Below are 13,936 nucleotides of genomic sequence, written 5' to 3'. Positions count from 1 at the left end.
TGGTCCGCATGACTACGGACAAGCCGGCGCCGGCTGCCGACAAGCCCGCCCCGGCCACCCCCCTGGAACTCGGAATCGCCGAGCAGGTGGCCCTCTACCAGCGGGAATTCCCCACCGTCGACCCCCAGGTGGAGACCATCGTGCAGACCCTCAACCGGGTCTCCCGGCGGATGGGCGTGGCATACGACCGCCAACTGACTGTGCTCGGAATCACCTCCGCCGAGTGGGAGGTGCTCAAGGCCCTCGTGGTGGCCGGCAGCCCGTACCGGCTGGGGCCGAGCGAGCTGGCCAAGCGGCTCGGGCTGACCCCGGCGGCGATGACGCACCGGATCGACCGGATGGTGGCCGACGGCCTGGTCACCCGCGAGCGGGACGAGTCCAACCGGGTCCGGGTGATCATCGAGCTGACCGAGACCGGCCGCGACAAGTGGCTGGAGTCGATGCGGATGGCGGCGGTCTTCGAGGAGGAGCTGCTCCAGGACGTCGTGGGCGAGGAGCGCACCGCCCTGGCCGCCCTCCTCGCCCGGATGCTCCGCCGGATCGAGGACACCCGGCCCGACACCCTCGGCCGCACCGCCGACCTGGCCTGACAGCGCGAGCGCGAGACCGCCGACCCGGACCGGCGGCTGCGGGTCCGGGTCGGCGAAATTCCGTTGGCATCCGGCCTTTCCTGTGCCAATCTGCGGGGCGCCCGAAGATCACTGGCACGCCGTCACCAGATTGGCTCCTCCATGCCGCTCATACCGCTCAAGCGCACCTCCGCGCTGCTCGCCACCGTCGTCGTGGCCGGCCTCGGACTCACCGCCTGCAACGACGACAGCTCGTCCGGAGCCGCCCCGACCGCCGCCACCAGCAGCGCGGCGGCGGCCTCCCCCGCCGCCTCCTCCACCGCGACGGCCACCCCCGGCGCCACCGCGACGGCCACTCCGAGCGCCACCGCGCCGACGGCCGCGGCCCCGAGCACCCCCCCGGCCGCTCCGGCGCCGGGCGGGGCCGCGCCCACCACCGTGATTCACGGCGGCACGACCCGGCCGGCCGACCTGCCCGCCGACGTCCCGCTCCCGCCGGGGAAGATCACCGTGGTCAACGGCACGACCGGCGGCTACCTCATCACCTGCGAGGCCGCCCCCGGCGACTACGCCACGTACACGGCGGCGCTCAAGGCCGCCGGCTTCGAGGTGACCTCCACGGGCGACGGCGGGGGCCTGGCCGAGAAGGGCGAGCACAACCTGGTGATCACCAGCTCGCCGACCTCGATCTCCGTCTTCTACGCCAAGGTCTGAGCGGACGGACACGACGGGCGGCCCCGGACGAGATCAGTGCTCGTCCGGGGCCGCCCGGGTCCGGCGCGGGGCCCGTCGGGCCCCGGAGGTGCGGGGGTCAGCAGGGGCCGTTGTCGGCCCAGACGCCCCACTGGCCGCTCAGGGTCGGGTCCTCGCCCTTGGTCCACCACTTGTTGGTGTAGTAGTGGCCCTTCCAGGAGACCTTCGTGCCGCCGGCCGCGTAGGTGGTGTTCGGGTCCCAGCTCGGGGCGGCCGAGCAGCCGGCCGGCGTGGTCGGGGTGCCGGTGGGAGTACCGGTCGGGGTGCCCGTCGGCGTGCCGGTGGGGGTGCCGGTCGGCGTCTGGGTCGGGGTCTGGGTCGGGGTCGGCGTGCCGGTCGGCGGGGCCGGGCAGCCGGCCGCGGAGCCGTTGGTGGCGGTCACCATCGTGTCGAACAGGGCGGTCTTTGTGCCCAGGTCGTACAGCGAGAAGGCGAAGGAACCGCCGAGGCCGTTGCAGTGCGCGTAGTCGAGCTTGGCCTGGATCGACCTGGCGTCCTCACCGCTCCAGAAGGTGGTGCCGTCGTAGAAGTACGTGGCCTTGGCGTCGTCGTCCCAGAAGGTCTTGGACGGGTTGTCGACGAAGCCCGCGAGCTCCTTGTACATCTGGATGCCGGGGACGTTGCCGGACATCGCCGCGCCGGCCGCCGGGCCGGTGGCGGACTGGAACAGGCCGTTCTTGCCGTTGTTCGGCACGCCGGTCCAGCCGCGGTAGTAGAACGGCACGCCCATGTTGATCTTGTTGGCCGGGAAGCCGCCGGGGATGCCGTACTGCGCGTCGCCGACCGTCCACGCCTTGATGGCGTTGTCGATCGAGTACTTGCCGTTGCCCGGCTTGGCCGGGGTGGACGGGTCGTTCGGGCCGGAGTAGAGCGGCGCCTGGTGGTTGGTCGGCCCCTGCGGGTCCCAACCGCCGTGCATGTCGTAGGTCATGACGTCGAGGAAGGTCAGGTACTGACCGATCTTGTCGGTCTCGACGTTCATGATCTTGTCCTGGCCGGCGCCGACCGCCGCCGACAGGGCGTAGGTCTTGCCGTCGGCCTTGCCCTGCGCGTCCAGCTGGGTGCGGAACTCCTTCAGCAGCGCCGTGAAGTTCTGCTTGTCGGCCGGGCTGGAGATGTTGCCGGTGTGGCCGCCGCCGCCCGGGTACTCCCAGTCGATGTCGACGCCGTCGAAGACGCCGGCCGCCGAACCCGGGCCGCCGTAGCCGGCCTGGCTCGGCAGGTTGCCCTTGATGAACATGTCGAGACAGGACGACACCAGGTGCTTGCGCGAGGCGTCCGTGGCGGCCGCCGACGAGAAGTACTTGGAGTAGGTCCAACCGCCCAGCGAGATCAGGACCTTGAGGTTGGGGTTCTTCGCCTTCAGCTTCTTCAGCTGGTTGAAGTTGCCCGCGATCGGCTGGTTCCAGACGTCGCCGACGCCGTCGACCGCGATGTCCGCGCCGAAGCTCTTCTGGTAGTCGGCGAACGCGTCGCCCGCGCCGTCACCGGCGTTGGGGTTGTTGTCGTTGGTGTCGGCGGCCTTGGTGGCCTCGAAACACCCGAGGTCGCTCGGGTGGATGTTGGCGAAGTCGTAGATCAGGTAGTCCAGCTTCCCGGCGACGCCGGTGTCCTGGATGGTCTTCGGGTAGTACCCGTTGGCGTAGACCGACCACTGGTCGAAGTAGGCGACCTTGATGCCGCCGCTGGTGGCGGGCGCGCCGGTGCTGTTGGTGGTCGCGGCGTTGGCCGCGCCGCCGCCGGACAGCGCGAGGCCCGCGCCGAGCAGCAGGGAGGCGGCGGTGCCGGCCGCGACGGCGGCCAGGCTCTTCGGACGGCGTCGACGGCCGCCCTGCGGAGCCGGGGCCCCGGCCCTTTCGATGGGTGAGCGCAGCATGGGTGCGTGACTCCTGGTTGTGGGGGTTCCCGCCGCCGTCCCGGGGGAGGTGCGTCCAGGGTGGGGCCGGACGACCGGGACATGACAGGAAAGGGTGGGGAATCGAGCGGATCAGACCATGACGGACACCGGGATGCGCCGAACCGGCGCCCCCGGCACGAGGCCGTGGACGCCGGTTCAGGGGCTCCCTGCACCTGGGCATAAAAATGGACTAGACCAACTCGCCCGTCAAGGGGTCCCGTTGGGCCTTGAGACCCGCTTAAGGTTCCGCGCCGCGGCCCGCGGGAGGTCCCGCGCCCGTCCGTCGCCGGTCCCGCGGGCCGCCGCGGCGGCTCAGTAGCGGACGGCGTTCGGCACCTCGGCCTTGACGGTGCCCGAGAGCGCCCGGTTGCTGCGCGCGGCGGCCTGGGTGCTCTGCCCGGCCGCCAGGTCCTGGACGGTCACCGCGGTGGCGTCGAGGACGTTGCCGCTCCCGTCGGTGAAGTTCACCTGGATCACGTACCGGTACGACTGCTGCCCGTGGTTGGTGACGGTCAGCTGCACCTGGGCCTTGTCGTCCGTCCCCGTGGTCACCGCCCCGACCGTCACGTCCCCCTTCGCGTCCAGCCCGCCCTTGATCCCGGCCACCGCCGAGGAGGCCGAGGAGACCGCCGCCGACGCCCGGGCCTCCGCCGACGCCAGCGCCGAACTCGCCCCGCCCGCCACCGAGGCCAAGGCCGACCCGGCCCCGCCCGCGGCCGAGGCCAGTGCCGAGGCGGCCGAGGCGGCGGCGCTCGCGCCCTTCTCCACGGCGGACGCCGCCCCGGAGGCCGCACTGCTCGCGCTGCTGCCCGAGGAGCAGCCCGCCAGGGCCGCCGCACCGACCGCCGCCGCGGTCAGCACCCCTGCCGCGGCGCGGAGTCGGCGGCGCACCGGCGGCGCGTCCAGGTCCTGCGCGGTGACCCTCGCGCGCGGCGGAGTGACCCGGGTGGGCGGCTGGCGGTCCATGCGGTTCCTCGTTTCCGGTCGGCGCCGGGCTGCCCGGCGCGCCTGCCGCCCACCCTCCGGGGGGCCGGACGCGGGCGCCAGCAGGGCTGCTGCCTCCGGGTGAACCGCCCCGGGGCCGTCGGGCCGCCCCCGGAGGGACTCAGGACAGCCCCGAGCCCTCCTGCTCGTCCGCCTCCACCGCGGCCCGCTCCTCGCGCAGCCGCACCAGGTGCCGGCGCCTCGCCACCACGCCGTACGCGCCGGCCGCGCTCGCCACGAAGGAGGCCAGGCCGACCCACGGACGGTCGAAGACGTGCCCGGTCAGGTGGTCCAGCGAGTACCGCCCGGCCCCGGCCAGGCCGATCGCCAGCCCGGTCGCGCCGAGGAAGGCGGGGTACTCGTAGCCGCCGGACATGGCGAAGAATCCGGCCGGGGCGTGCACCGCCACCGCGCCCGCCATCGTCCCGGCCACCACCGCGCCGGCCGCCGGAGTGGCCAGCCCGACCACCAGCAGCGCACCGCCGCCCGCCTCCCCGGCGCCGGCCGCGATCGCGCTCTGCCGGGCCGGGTGGAAGCCCATCGCGTCCATCGCCTGGGCGGTGCCCTCCAGGCCTCCGCCCCCGAACCAGCCGAACAGCTTCTGGGTGCCGTGCGCGATCAGCACCCCGCCGACCGCGCTGCGCAGGGCCAACAGGCCCAGGTCCTTACGGTTCAGGCACATGTCGCATCCTCGTTTCCGCGGCGCAGTGGTCCCGGCCGGAGCGGTCCTGCCCGGCGCGGCCCCACCGGTGTCAGCGCCGGTGCCGGTGTCGGTGCCGGTGGGCCCGCCGGCGTGGCGGGCCTGCCTCCATAGCAACCGAGACCGCCCACCCGTTCGAGCCGGGGCCGCCATCCGGGCGAATTCGCCGACGACCGGGAATGGATCCCGAACCGGGGAGACGCAGCCCACGCCCGGCCCGGGGCGTGGCGGACCGGCGGCCCGCGGCGCCGTGGTCATGCTTGGCCCATGTTCGTCTTCAACCTGAGCAGCGCTTTCATCACCTTCTTCGCGGTGGTCGGCCCGCCGAAGACCCTGCTGGCCTTCGCCCGGCTGGCCACCACCCGCAGCACCCGGGACCTGCGCCGGCTGGCGGCCTGGAGCACCGTCATCTCGTCGGTGATCGGCCTGGTGCTCGGGTTCTCGGCGGACTGGGTCACCTCGCTGTTCCACATCAGCGACCAGTCGCTGCAGCTCGCCGGCGGGTTGATCTTCTTCGTCTACGCGGTGGCGCTGGTCTTCGGCGTCCACCTCGGCAGCGGGGCCGACGAGGAGGACGAGCACCTGCCGAACCCGATGGTGGACGGCATCCGCGAGCTGCTGCTGCCCTACATCGCCAGCCCGCTCGCGGTGAGCGCCGTCCTGGTCGCCTCGCTCAACCGGAGCGGTCTGGCCTGGAAGGCCACCGTCGCCGCGGCGTACGTGGCCGTCGCGGTGATCAACTACGTCTGCGTCGCCGTGCTCGCCCCGCTGATGCGGCGCACCCACCGGACCTCGCTGGAGGTGCTGTCCCGACTGCTCGGGCTGCTGCTGGCGGCGGTCGGCGTGGAGCTGGTCCTGGAGGGCCTGTCCGGGCTCGGGGTGCCGCTGCCCTACGCCGGGCACTGAACCGGCGCCGAACCCGGCCGGCCGCCGCCGCGGCCGGGCCTCAGGCGGCGGCCAGTGCGGCCAGCACCGCGCCGATCCGCTCCCGCACCACCGGGTCGACGACCAGCCCGTCCGGGCCGACCGCGCCGCGCCCCAGCGGGATCCGGGCGCAGGCCCCCTCCACCACCGCCGCGCCGGTGTAGCCGAGGACGGTGCGCAGGGTGGCCTCGGCGCCCCCGCCGCGGCCCGGGTTGGCCGCGTTGATCCAGCCGACCGGCTTGTCCGAGATCTCCACCCCGCCGACCGTCCAGTCCAGCAGGTTCTTGAAGGAGCCCGGCAGCGTCCCGGCGTACTCGGGGGTGCAGACCAGCAGCGCGTCGGCCGCCTCGATCGCGGCCCGCAGCCCGGCCACCGGCTCCGGCAGCGGATCCCGGTCGTGGTCCGGGTTGAAGTGCGGCAGGCCGGCCAGCCCGGTGTAGTAGGCGGTCCGCAGGCCCGGGGCGGCGGCGGCCAGCTCGGCCGCGGTGCGCAGCACGGTCTCGTTGGTGGAGCCCGCCCGCAGGCTCCCCGGCAGCAGCAGGATGTGGCGCTCGTTCGACATGGGCCGGAACCTACTCCTTGACGTCCGCGTCAAGGCCAGCCGGTCCACCAGTCCCCGGTCCACCGGCCGGTCGGCCGGTCGGTCGGTCGGCCGGTCGGCCGCCCCGCTCAGCGCGGCGCCAGCGGCCGCCAGGGCACCGGACTGGAGAGGATCATCGAGCTGGCCGGCTGGCCGTAGCCGCCGAGCCGGTCGCAGAGCGCCTCGAACTCGGCCATCGTCGGCACCGCGACCAGCAGCACGCAGCAGGCCCCGCCGGTGACCCGGTGCAGCTGGAGCACCTCCGGCCAGGTCGCCACCTCGGGGTCGCGCAGCACGCAGCGCGGGCCGTAGCACTGGATCTGCACCAGCGCGGTGATCGGCAGCCCGGCCCGGGTGGGGTCCACGTGCGCGTGGTAGCCGCTGATCACCCCGTCGGCCTCCAGGCGGCGGACCCGTTCGGCCACCGCGGGTGCGGACAGGCTCACCCGGCGGGAGAGTTCGTTGTACGAGAGCCGGGCGTCGGCCTGCAGCTCGGCCAGCAGGCGGCGGTCGACGGCGTCCATGGCGGCTCTCCAGGCATTCGGGATCATGGGATTTTCATTCGTAAACCGAACCCGCCGAACGCCTTGCGAACGACAGCTCCGACGGCGGTTGCGGTGTCCGTCGACCATTCAAGCCGGGGCCACCACCGCCGCACAATGGCATCCCGTGGAACCGGGCGGTCCGCCTGGTGCACCGGAGCGGGCGACGGGCCCGAGCGGATCAGGAGGATCGGGAATGGGGCACGACACGGTGGAGACACCCAACCTGTCGTTCGGTCGGGGCGGGGCGCCGGGTCGGAGCACCCCGTACGCCGAGTACGCGCGACTGGACGAGCTGCACAGCCTGCAGCACCCGCTCAGCAAGGAGCCCGCCGAGCTGTCGTTCATCGTCACCACCCAGGTGATGGAGCTGCTCTTCGACCTGGTGTGGCACGAGTGGACGATCGCCCGGCAGTCCCTGCGCGAGGACGACCTGCCCGCCGCGCTCGCGGCCCTGCGCCGGGGCACCCACGCCCAGGACGTGCTGGTGGAGTCCTGGGGCCTGCTGGCCACCATGACGCCGCAGGAGTTCAACTCCTTCCGCGCACTGTTCGGCGAGGCCTCCGGCTTCCAGTCCGCGGCCTTCCTGCGGCTGGAGTTCATGCTGGGCAACAAGAACGCCGCACTGCTCAGGATGTACGACGGCATGCCGCAGACCCAGGACGAACTGGTCGAGGCGCTGCGCTCGCCCGGTCTGTACGACGAGGCGCTGGCCCTGCTGGCGCGGCGCGGCCTGGCGCCGCGGCCGGTGCCCTCCGAGCAGCGCTACCGCCCGTCCGAGGAGGTCGCCGCGGCCTGGCGGCGGGTGTACACCGAGCCGGAGTTCGCCGCGCTGCAGCCGCTCGGCGAGGCCCTGCTGGACGTCGCCGAGCGGGTCACCCGGTGGCGCCAGCGGCACCTGTCCGCGGTCAAGCGGACCATGGGCGGCAAGCCCGGCTCCGGCGGCTCCAGCGGGCTGACCTGGCTGCGCAAGTCGGCCGAGCAGGACGTCTTCCCGGAGCTGTGGACGATCCGGGACGAGCTGTGAACCGGGCGCACGGGCGGAACCGGGCGGACGAGGGAAACGAGGAGCACGAGGCCATGGGCACGACCACGCGCGAGGAGTGCGCGGCGCTGGACGCCGTCGACCCGCTGGCGGCGTTCCGCAAGGAGTTCGCCCTGCCCGACGGGGTGATCTACCTGGACGGCAACTCGCTGGGCGCACTGCCGGTGCGCACACCCGAGCGGGTGCGCCAGGTGGTCGAGGAGGAGTGGGGCCGGGAGCTGATCCGCAGCTGGAACGACGCCGGCTGGTTCGAGCAGCCCTACCGGCTCGGCCGGCGGATCGCCCCGCTGATCGGCGCCGACCCGGCGGAGGTCGTCGTGTGCGACACCACCTCGGTCAACCTGTTCAAGGTGCTGTCGGCCGCACTGCGGCTGCGCCCCGGCCGGCGCACCGTGCTCGGCGACGCCGCGGCCTTCCCCACCGACCTCTACATCGCCGAGGGCGTGACCGGCCTGGTCGAAGGCGCCCGCAGCGCGCTGATCCGGCCAGACGAGCTGGACCGGCACCTGGACGCGGACGTCGCCGCCGTCGTCCTCTCGCACGTGGACTACCGCACCGGCGAGCTGCTGGACATGCCCGGGATCACCGCCCGGGTGCAGGCCGCGGGCGCGCTGATGATCTGGGACGTGTGCCACGCCGTCGGCGCGCTGCCGGTCGAACTCGGCTCCGCCCACGCGGACTTCGCCATCGGCTGCACCTACAAGTACTTGAACGGCGGCCCCGGTTCGCCGGCCTTCCTGTACGTCGCCGAGCGGCACCTGGCGGCCGGTCCGCTGCAACCGCTGAGCGGCTGGTTCGGGCACGCCCGCCCGTTCGCCTTCGAGCCCGGGTACGACCCCAAGCCGGGCATCGGCCGCTTCCTGACCAGCTCGCCCTCGCTGCTCGGCCAGGCCGCCCTCGACGCCTCGCTGGACGTCTGGGAGCGCGCCGACCTCGCGGCGGTGCGGGCGAAGAGCCTGGCGCTGACCGACCTGTTCATCGAGCTGACCGAGGACCTGGACGGCATCGAGGTGGTGACCCCGCGCGAGCACGCCCGGCGCGGCAGCCAGGTCGCGTTGCGCCACTCCGACGGCTACCCGGTGGTGCAGGCGCTGATCGAACGCGGGGTGATCGGCGACTTCCGCGCCCCGGACCTGATGCGCTTCGGCTTCACCCCGCTCTACCTCTCCTACACCGAGGTCTGGGACGCCGCCCGGCAGCTGGCCGAGGTGCTGGCCGGCGGCGAGTGGCGGGCGGAGCGCTTCTCCCGCCGGGGCGAGGTGACCTGAGCGCGCGGCGGCGATCGCCCGGTCCGCGCGCAGGGCCTGCGCACGGACCGGGCCGCCCGCCGCCGGGTCCGCGCCGTCGCCGCCCGGCGCCGTGCGGTGGACCGCTTCGTCGCCGCGAACGGACGTTCCTACCTGGTCAGTTCTCCGACCAGGCGGCGGTAGACGTCGAAGGCCGGCTTGCGCGTGTAGTCGTCGCGCAGCAGGCCGAAGTGGTGGAACAGCCCCGGGCCGGCGCTGTCGGCGTCCCGCAGGGCGAAGAACGCGTAGCCGGTCACGGTGAGTTCGGCGGAGAGTCCGACGACCGCCCGGACCAGCTCCTCGACCACCTCGGCCTGCCGCACCTCGCTCCGCCCGGGGCCGGTGGGCCACCCGTTCTCGCAGACCCGCAGCGGAACGTCCGGCCCGATGCCCGCCCGGGGCAGCCATTCCCGCCGGAACGCGGCGACCACCGTCCTCGCCGCGTCGGCGAGGCGGCCGGGCGGGACGGGTCGGAAGACGTCCGGGAAGAAGTCCAGGCCGACGTAGTCCAGCGCGCGGTGGAAACGCTCGTCGGCGAGCTCCCCGAGCTCGGACCAGAAGGTGTCCCGGGGGTCGAAGGACGGCACCGCGTTGAAGCCGACGGCCAGCTCCCCGTACCCGTGAGCGAGCGCCTCCTCCTTGGCGGCGACCACGCCCTCGACCACCGCCCGGCGGACGTTCGGCACGCCGCCGTCCACGGGCGGCAGGTCGAGGTTGGGCTCCTCGCAGATCTGGAGCAGCGCGATGCGATGCCCCTCGGTCCGCACGGTGTGCCGGACGAAGTCCAGCCAGCCCGCCAACTCCCCGCTGCGGTCCCGGTACTGGAGGACCAGCTCCGACTTCCGCCCCTCGCCGACGTACTGCTCGGGCCGTTCGGGGGCTCGCCACGGCTCGGCGTAGGAACGGTAGGCCCGGACCAGGAACTCGCCGGCACGGCCCTGGAGTTCGCGCAGGGCCTCGGTGATCCGCGCCGGGTCGTCGGGGCGGACGGGCAGGAGCACGCCGCTGTCGTCGCCGAGCGCGCCGCCCGGATAGATGCCGAAGGTGAACGTCATGCCGACACCGTAGCCGATATTTTTGGTGTCACTGCAAGTTTGAGGTGACTCCATGACTCTGCCGTAGGATTCCGCCATGGGACTTCGCGAACTCAAGAAGCAGCGGACCCGGGACCTCCTGGCCGACACCGCCATGGGCCTGTTCGCCGAGCGCGGCTTCGACCGGGTCACGGTGGTCGAGGTGGCCCGGGCCGCCGGGGTCTCGCCGAACACCGTCTTCAACTACTTCCCGACCAAGGAGGACCTGTTCTTCGACCGGCAGGACGCCGTGGTCGCCCACTTGGCCGAGGTGGTCCGCCACCGCCCGCCCGGCGCCTCCGCCGCGGACGCCGTCCGGGCCGACCTGCTGACCGCGATCGCGGACGGCGAGCCGACCGTCGGGCTCAACCCCCGGATGGCCGACTTCTGGCGGATCGTCACCGACAGCCCGGCCCTGCGCGCCCGGTTGCTCGAACTGGGCGAACGGGCCGAAGCCGCGCTCGCGGCCGTCCTGGCCGAGGAGTCGGGAGCCGCCGACGACGACCCGCTCCCCCGCGTCCTGGCCGGGGCCATCGCCGGCGCCCACCGGGCGGTCCTCGGCGAGATCCGGCGCGCCGTGGTGGCCGGCGAACCGGCCGAGCAGGTGCGGCCCCGGATCGAAACGGCGGTGGAACGGGCCTTCGGCCTCCTCACCACCGGCCTCGCCCACTACCCGGCGCCGCGCTGATCCCACCGGGCGGCCCGACGGGATCCCCCCTTCCCTCCTGCTCGGCGCGCGGCCCGGCTACGGCCCGGGCCGCCCGGTCGGGTGGACCCGGGCGGCCCGGGCCGCTGGTGAGCTGGTGAGCTGGTCGGCCGTCGGGCTGTTCAGGAGGCTGTTCAGCCGTCGGGCGTTCAGGTGTTCAGCCGGTCACGACTCAGCTGTGGCGACCGCGCCGACGGGCGGCCATCACGGCCAGACCGCCGAGGCCGAGCAGGCCGACGCCAGCGAGGCCGAAGACCACCGGGGCGTTGCCCGCGCCGGTGGACGGCAGCTCACCGCCACCACCGTGGTGGTGGCTGCTGGGGTGGCCGGTCGGGTGCTCGCTGGTCGGGGCCGGGTGCGCGCTGGACGTCGACGCACTGGCCGACGGCGAGTGGCGGCTCGGGGACGGCGAGGTGGGCTTGGGGGACGTCGGCGACGGCGAGGTCGGCGACGGCGAGGTCGGCGTCGGAGAAGTCGGCGTCGGCGAGGGCGAGGTGGGCTTGGGCGAGGTCGGGCTCGGGGACGTCGGCGAGGGCGAGGTCGACGAGGGCGAGGTCGGCGACGGCGAGGTGGGCTTGGGAGACGTCGGCGAGGGCGACGGCGACGGGGACGACGAGGGCGAGGAGGAGGTCGGCGACGGGCTCGGCGACACGGTGCACTCCGGCAGGTCCCCGTCGAACGGGTAGCTGTGGATCTCGTAGCCGCCCGTCCCCGTGTGGATCAGGTTGCCGGCCAGGTACACCCGGCCGTTCATGCCCGCCTGGGCGATGGTCGTGGTGCCCCCCGGATTGCCGGCCAGCACCGACCCCTGGAACTGGGCGCTGCCGAGGATCCGGGCCGAGGTAGCGGTCGGGAAGTTGTACAGGAGCTTGGAGCGCATCCCGGTGGTCTGGTCGCCCGCCAGACCGGTGCCCGTGTAGGTGTTGATGACCGGGTTGTCCCCGAGCATGTTCACCACGACGGTGGCGCCGGCCGGGATGCCGGTGAAGGCCAGGCCGATCTGTCCGCCGGTGGGCGAGGCGAGGTCCTGGGTGACGTTGAAGACCTGCCGCATGCTGGTCCCGTCGCCGGTGAAGGTCGCCGTGCCGAAGGCGATCGTCACCTGGCCGGTCGGGGCGGACCGCCCGACGCAGGCGGAGACCTCCTCGATCCGGGCCAGGACGTCCCGGTACGGCGCGGCGGCGTCGGCGTCCGGGATCGACCGGCCGGTGGGGTCGATGACGACCGTGCCGGTGACCGTGTCCGCGTGGCGGAGGTTGCCGAAGGCCTGACCCTTGGAGTCGCTGCCGCCGATCAGGATGCGGTTGCCGGTCGTGACGTCGACCTTGCCGCCGGTGGTCACGAAGTCGCTGCCGTTGGGCGGCGGGACCCGGGAGCCGACCCCGACGACGCCCATGTTGTAGACACCGCCGCCGTTCTTGTCGACGGTCAGCTTCCCGAGCGCGACGATCTTGCCCTCGGCCTCGGCGGCGCGGCCGTTCACGGTGTAGTCGCCGCCGGTGAAGACGTTGATGGTGGTGTCGCGCCCGGTGAAGTCTCCGTTGTTCGGCGGAGGCCAGGTGGCGGGGCAGTCGGGCCCGCCGCAGGCGCCGAGCGGCGGGGCCAGCGGAGCGGCCGAACCGACCGTCAGTACGGCCGCCAGCGGCAGTGCGGCGACGACGGTCGCCACCGCCACCCGTACGGCGCGGCGGCCTCGGGTGACGGGGGCTTTCGCGACGGTCGTTCGGTGATCCGGTGAACCGGTGGCCTGATCCATCGACAATTCCTCCGCGCAGAGAAAAGGGCAGGCCGAACGACCTGCCGCGTTCCGTGTTATCTGCTGCCGATCCCACAAATTCGGGACATACAACCGCAAAGGTGGCGATTCACACCCTATGGACCTTCAGATCGGCTCCGGAATCCCCACGAACGGCTCAGCGACCTCCCGGGTACGCTCCGCTGCCCGCCAGGCCCTAGGTTGGAGCCATGACCACCGAGGGCCGGATCCGGAGCGAGGACCACAGCGACGACGGTGACGACGGCGACCGGGGCGCGCCGATCGTCGCCGTCGCCTCCGCCGACGCCGTGCTGCGGCACCCCGAGGTGGGCGCGCACCTGTTGACCGCCCTCGAACAGGAACGCGTCGGCCGTTTCCGGCACGCGTCCGGACGGATCGACTTCACCGCCGGGCACCTGCTCGTCCGGCTCTGCGCCGCCCGGCTGCTCGGCGTCCCGGTGGCCGGACTGGTGCTCGCCCAGCAGTGCCCGGACTGCGGGCTCGCCGACCACGGCAAGCCGTACCTGCCCGACCACCCCGGGGTGCACGTAAGCCTCTCGCACACCCGGGGCGTGGTCGCCGCGGGCGCCGGACACCGGCCGGTGGGCGTGGACGTGGAGCTCTCCGCGCGGGGCGGCTCGCTGGATGCGGTCGCCCGTCGGGTGCTGGCCCCGGCCGAACTCGCGGCCGTCGAGGCGGCCCCGGAGCCGGACCGGGCGTTCCTGCGGCAGTGGGTGCGCAAGGAGTCACTGATCAAGATCGGCCGGGCCACCCTGGACACCCTCGGCGGGATCGACCTCTCCGCCCTGCCGCTCGCCGTACCGCCGGGCACCGCGGTCCGCAGCCGGTACGAGGACCTGCACCTGATCGACTGGACCGACCCGGAGCACGGCGCCGCCGTCGCGGCCGTCAGCACCGCGCCACCGCGGATCGTGGCCCTCGTGGAGCCCGCGGCGGCGCGCTGAGCGGCACTCCCGGAGCCGACGGCGGCCCACCTTCGGCGCCGTCGCCGCTGGAGCCCTCCTCGGCGGCCCCCGGACCCCCGGACCCCCCGGGCCCCGTTCGAGCCCACCCGCGCGGCGGGCCCGTGCATAAGCGGTGTTAGCGTGCCTGGTCGTGGG

At 73.7% G+C, this 13,936-nt stretch carries 14 protein-coding genes; 7 read left to right on the top strand and 7 right to left on the bottom strand.

Features of this window, described 5'->3' with window-relative positions:
- The first annotated feature begins 8 nt into the window (after positions 1-8).
- Both ACZ6Y7_RS16665 and ACZ6Y7_RS16660 read left to right on the top strand, forming a co-directional pair.
- The gene (locus ACZ6Y7_RS16665; protein WP_465758597.1) at positions 9-590 is read left to right on the top strand and encodes a MarR family winged helix-turn-helix transcriptional regulator; all 582 of its coding nucleotides are present in this window, start codon (positions 9-11) and stop codon (positions 588-590) included.
- Between the two features lie 141 nt (positions 591-731).
- Complete coding sequence (locus tag ACZ6Y7_RS16660; RefSeq protein WP_465758596.1) at positions 732-1,283, top strand: hypothetical protein; 552 nt, start codon at positions 732-734, stop codon at positions 1,281-1,283.
- A gap of 97 nt (positions 1,284-1,380) precedes the next feature.
- Here the strand turns inward: ACZ6Y7_RS16660 and ACZ6Y7_RS16655 are convergent, their stop codons facing one another.
- From ACZ6Y7_RS16655 to ACZ6Y7_RS16645, 3 genes are all read right to left on the bottom strand, one after another.
- Positions 1,381-3,198: a glycosyl hydrolase family 18 protein gene (locus tag ACZ6Y7_RS16655; RefSeq protein ID WP_465758595.1), complete on the bottom strand. Its 1,818-nt coding sequence runs from the start codon at positions 3,196-3,198 to the stop codon at positions 1,381-1,383.
- Between the two features lie 333 nt (positions 3,199-3,531).
- The gene (locus ACZ6Y7_RS16650) at positions 3,532-4,185 is read right to left on the bottom strand and encodes an FxLYD domain-containing protein (RefSeq protein ID WP_465758594.1); all 654 of its coding nucleotides are present in this window, start codon (positions 4,183-4,185) and stop codon (positions 3,532-3,534) included.
- Positions 4,186-4,324: 139 nt separating this feature from the next.
- On the bottom strand, positions 4,325-4,885 hold the full coding sequence (locus ACZ6Y7_RS16645; protein WP_465758593.1) for a DoxX family protein: 561 nt from the start codon (positions 4,883-4,885) through the stop codon (positions 4,325-4,327).
- Between the two features lie 285 nt (positions 4,886-5,170).
- Between ACZ6Y7_RS16645 and ACZ6Y7_RS16640 the strand changes: the two genes are divergently transcribed.
- Positions 5,171-5,809: a MarC family protein gene (locus ACZ6Y7_RS16640; RefSeq protein ID WP_465758592.1), complete on the top strand. Its 639-nt coding sequence runs from the start codon at positions 5,171-5,173 to the stop codon at positions 5,807-5,809.
- 40 nt (positions 5,810-5,849) lie between these two features.
- Here ACZ6Y7_RS16640 and ACZ6Y7_RS16635 read toward each other — a convergent pair whose 3' ends face one another.
- Together ACZ6Y7_RS16635 and ACZ6Y7_RS16630 are read right to left on the bottom strand one after the other, a co-directional pair.
- On the bottom strand, positions 5,850-6,389 hold the full coding sequence (locus ACZ6Y7_RS16635; protein ID WP_465758591.1) for an NADPH-dependent FMN reductase: 540 nt from the start codon (positions 6,387-6,389) through the stop codon (positions 5,850-5,852).
- Between the two features lie 107 nt (positions 6,390-6,496).
- Entirely contained in the window at positions 6,497-6,931 is a 435-nt protein-coding gene (locus ACZ6Y7_RS16630; RefSeq protein ID WP_350523224.1) for an Lrp/AsnC family transcriptional regulator, read from the bottom strand.
- A 214-nt stretch (positions 6,932-7,145) separates the two neighbouring features.
- Between ACZ6Y7_RS16630 and ACZ6Y7_RS16625 the strand changes: the two genes are divergently transcribed.
- Complete coding sequence (locus ACZ6Y7_RS16625) at positions 7,146-7,976, top strand: tryptophan 2,3-dioxygenase (protein WP_465758590.1); 831 nt, start codon at positions 7,146-7,148, stop codon at positions 7,974-7,976.
- 53 nt (positions 7,977-8,029) lie between these two features.
- Positions 8,030-9,262 (top strand): kynureninase, encoded by a 1,233-nt coding sequence (kynU, locus tag ACZ6Y7_RS16620; protein ID WP_465758589.1) that lies wholly within the window; start codon positions 8,030-8,032, stop codon positions 9,260-9,262.
- A gap of 128 nt (positions 9,263-9,390) precedes the next feature.
- On the opposite strand, the gene ACZ6Y7_RS16615 is transcribed toward kynU, so the two are convergent.
- Positions 9,391-10,335, bottom strand: coding sequence for a hypothetical protein (locus ACZ6Y7_RS16615; RefSeq protein ID WP_465758588.1), 945 nt, complete (start codon positions 10,333-10,335; stop codon positions 9,391-9,393).
- A 76-nt stretch (positions 10,336-10,411) separates the two neighbouring features.
- On the opposite strand from ACZ6Y7_RS16615, the gene ACZ6Y7_RS16610 reads away from it, so the two are divergent.
- Positions 10,412-11,041, top strand: coding sequence for a TetR family transcriptional regulator (locus ACZ6Y7_RS16610; RefSeq protein ID WP_465758587.1), 630 nt, complete (start codon positions 10,412-10,414; stop codon positions 11,039-11,041).
- Between the two features lie 190 nt (positions 11,042-11,231).
- On the opposite strand, the gene ACZ6Y7_RS16605 is transcribed toward ACZ6Y7_RS16610, so the two are convergent.
- Positions 11,232-12,815, bottom strand: coding sequence for a choice-of-anchor A family protein (locus tag ACZ6Y7_RS16605; protein WP_465758586.1), 1,584 nt, complete (start codon positions 12,813-12,815; stop codon positions 11,232-11,234).
- Positions 12,816-13,024: 209 nt separating this feature from the next.
- Between ACZ6Y7_RS16605 and ACZ6Y7_RS16600 the strand changes: the two genes are divergently transcribed.
- Positions 13,025-13,780, top strand: a complete 756-nt coding sequence (locus ACZ6Y7_RS16600; protein WP_465758585.1) for a 4'-phosphopantetheinyl transferase family protein — start codon at positions 13,025-13,027, stop codon at positions 13,778-13,780.
- Positions 13,781-13,936: the final 156 nt, after the last annotated feature.

It is taken from the genome of Kitasatospora sp. NPDC053308, assembly GCF_055585785.1.
This window is presented reverse-complemented; position numbering and strand designations above follow the sequence as displayed.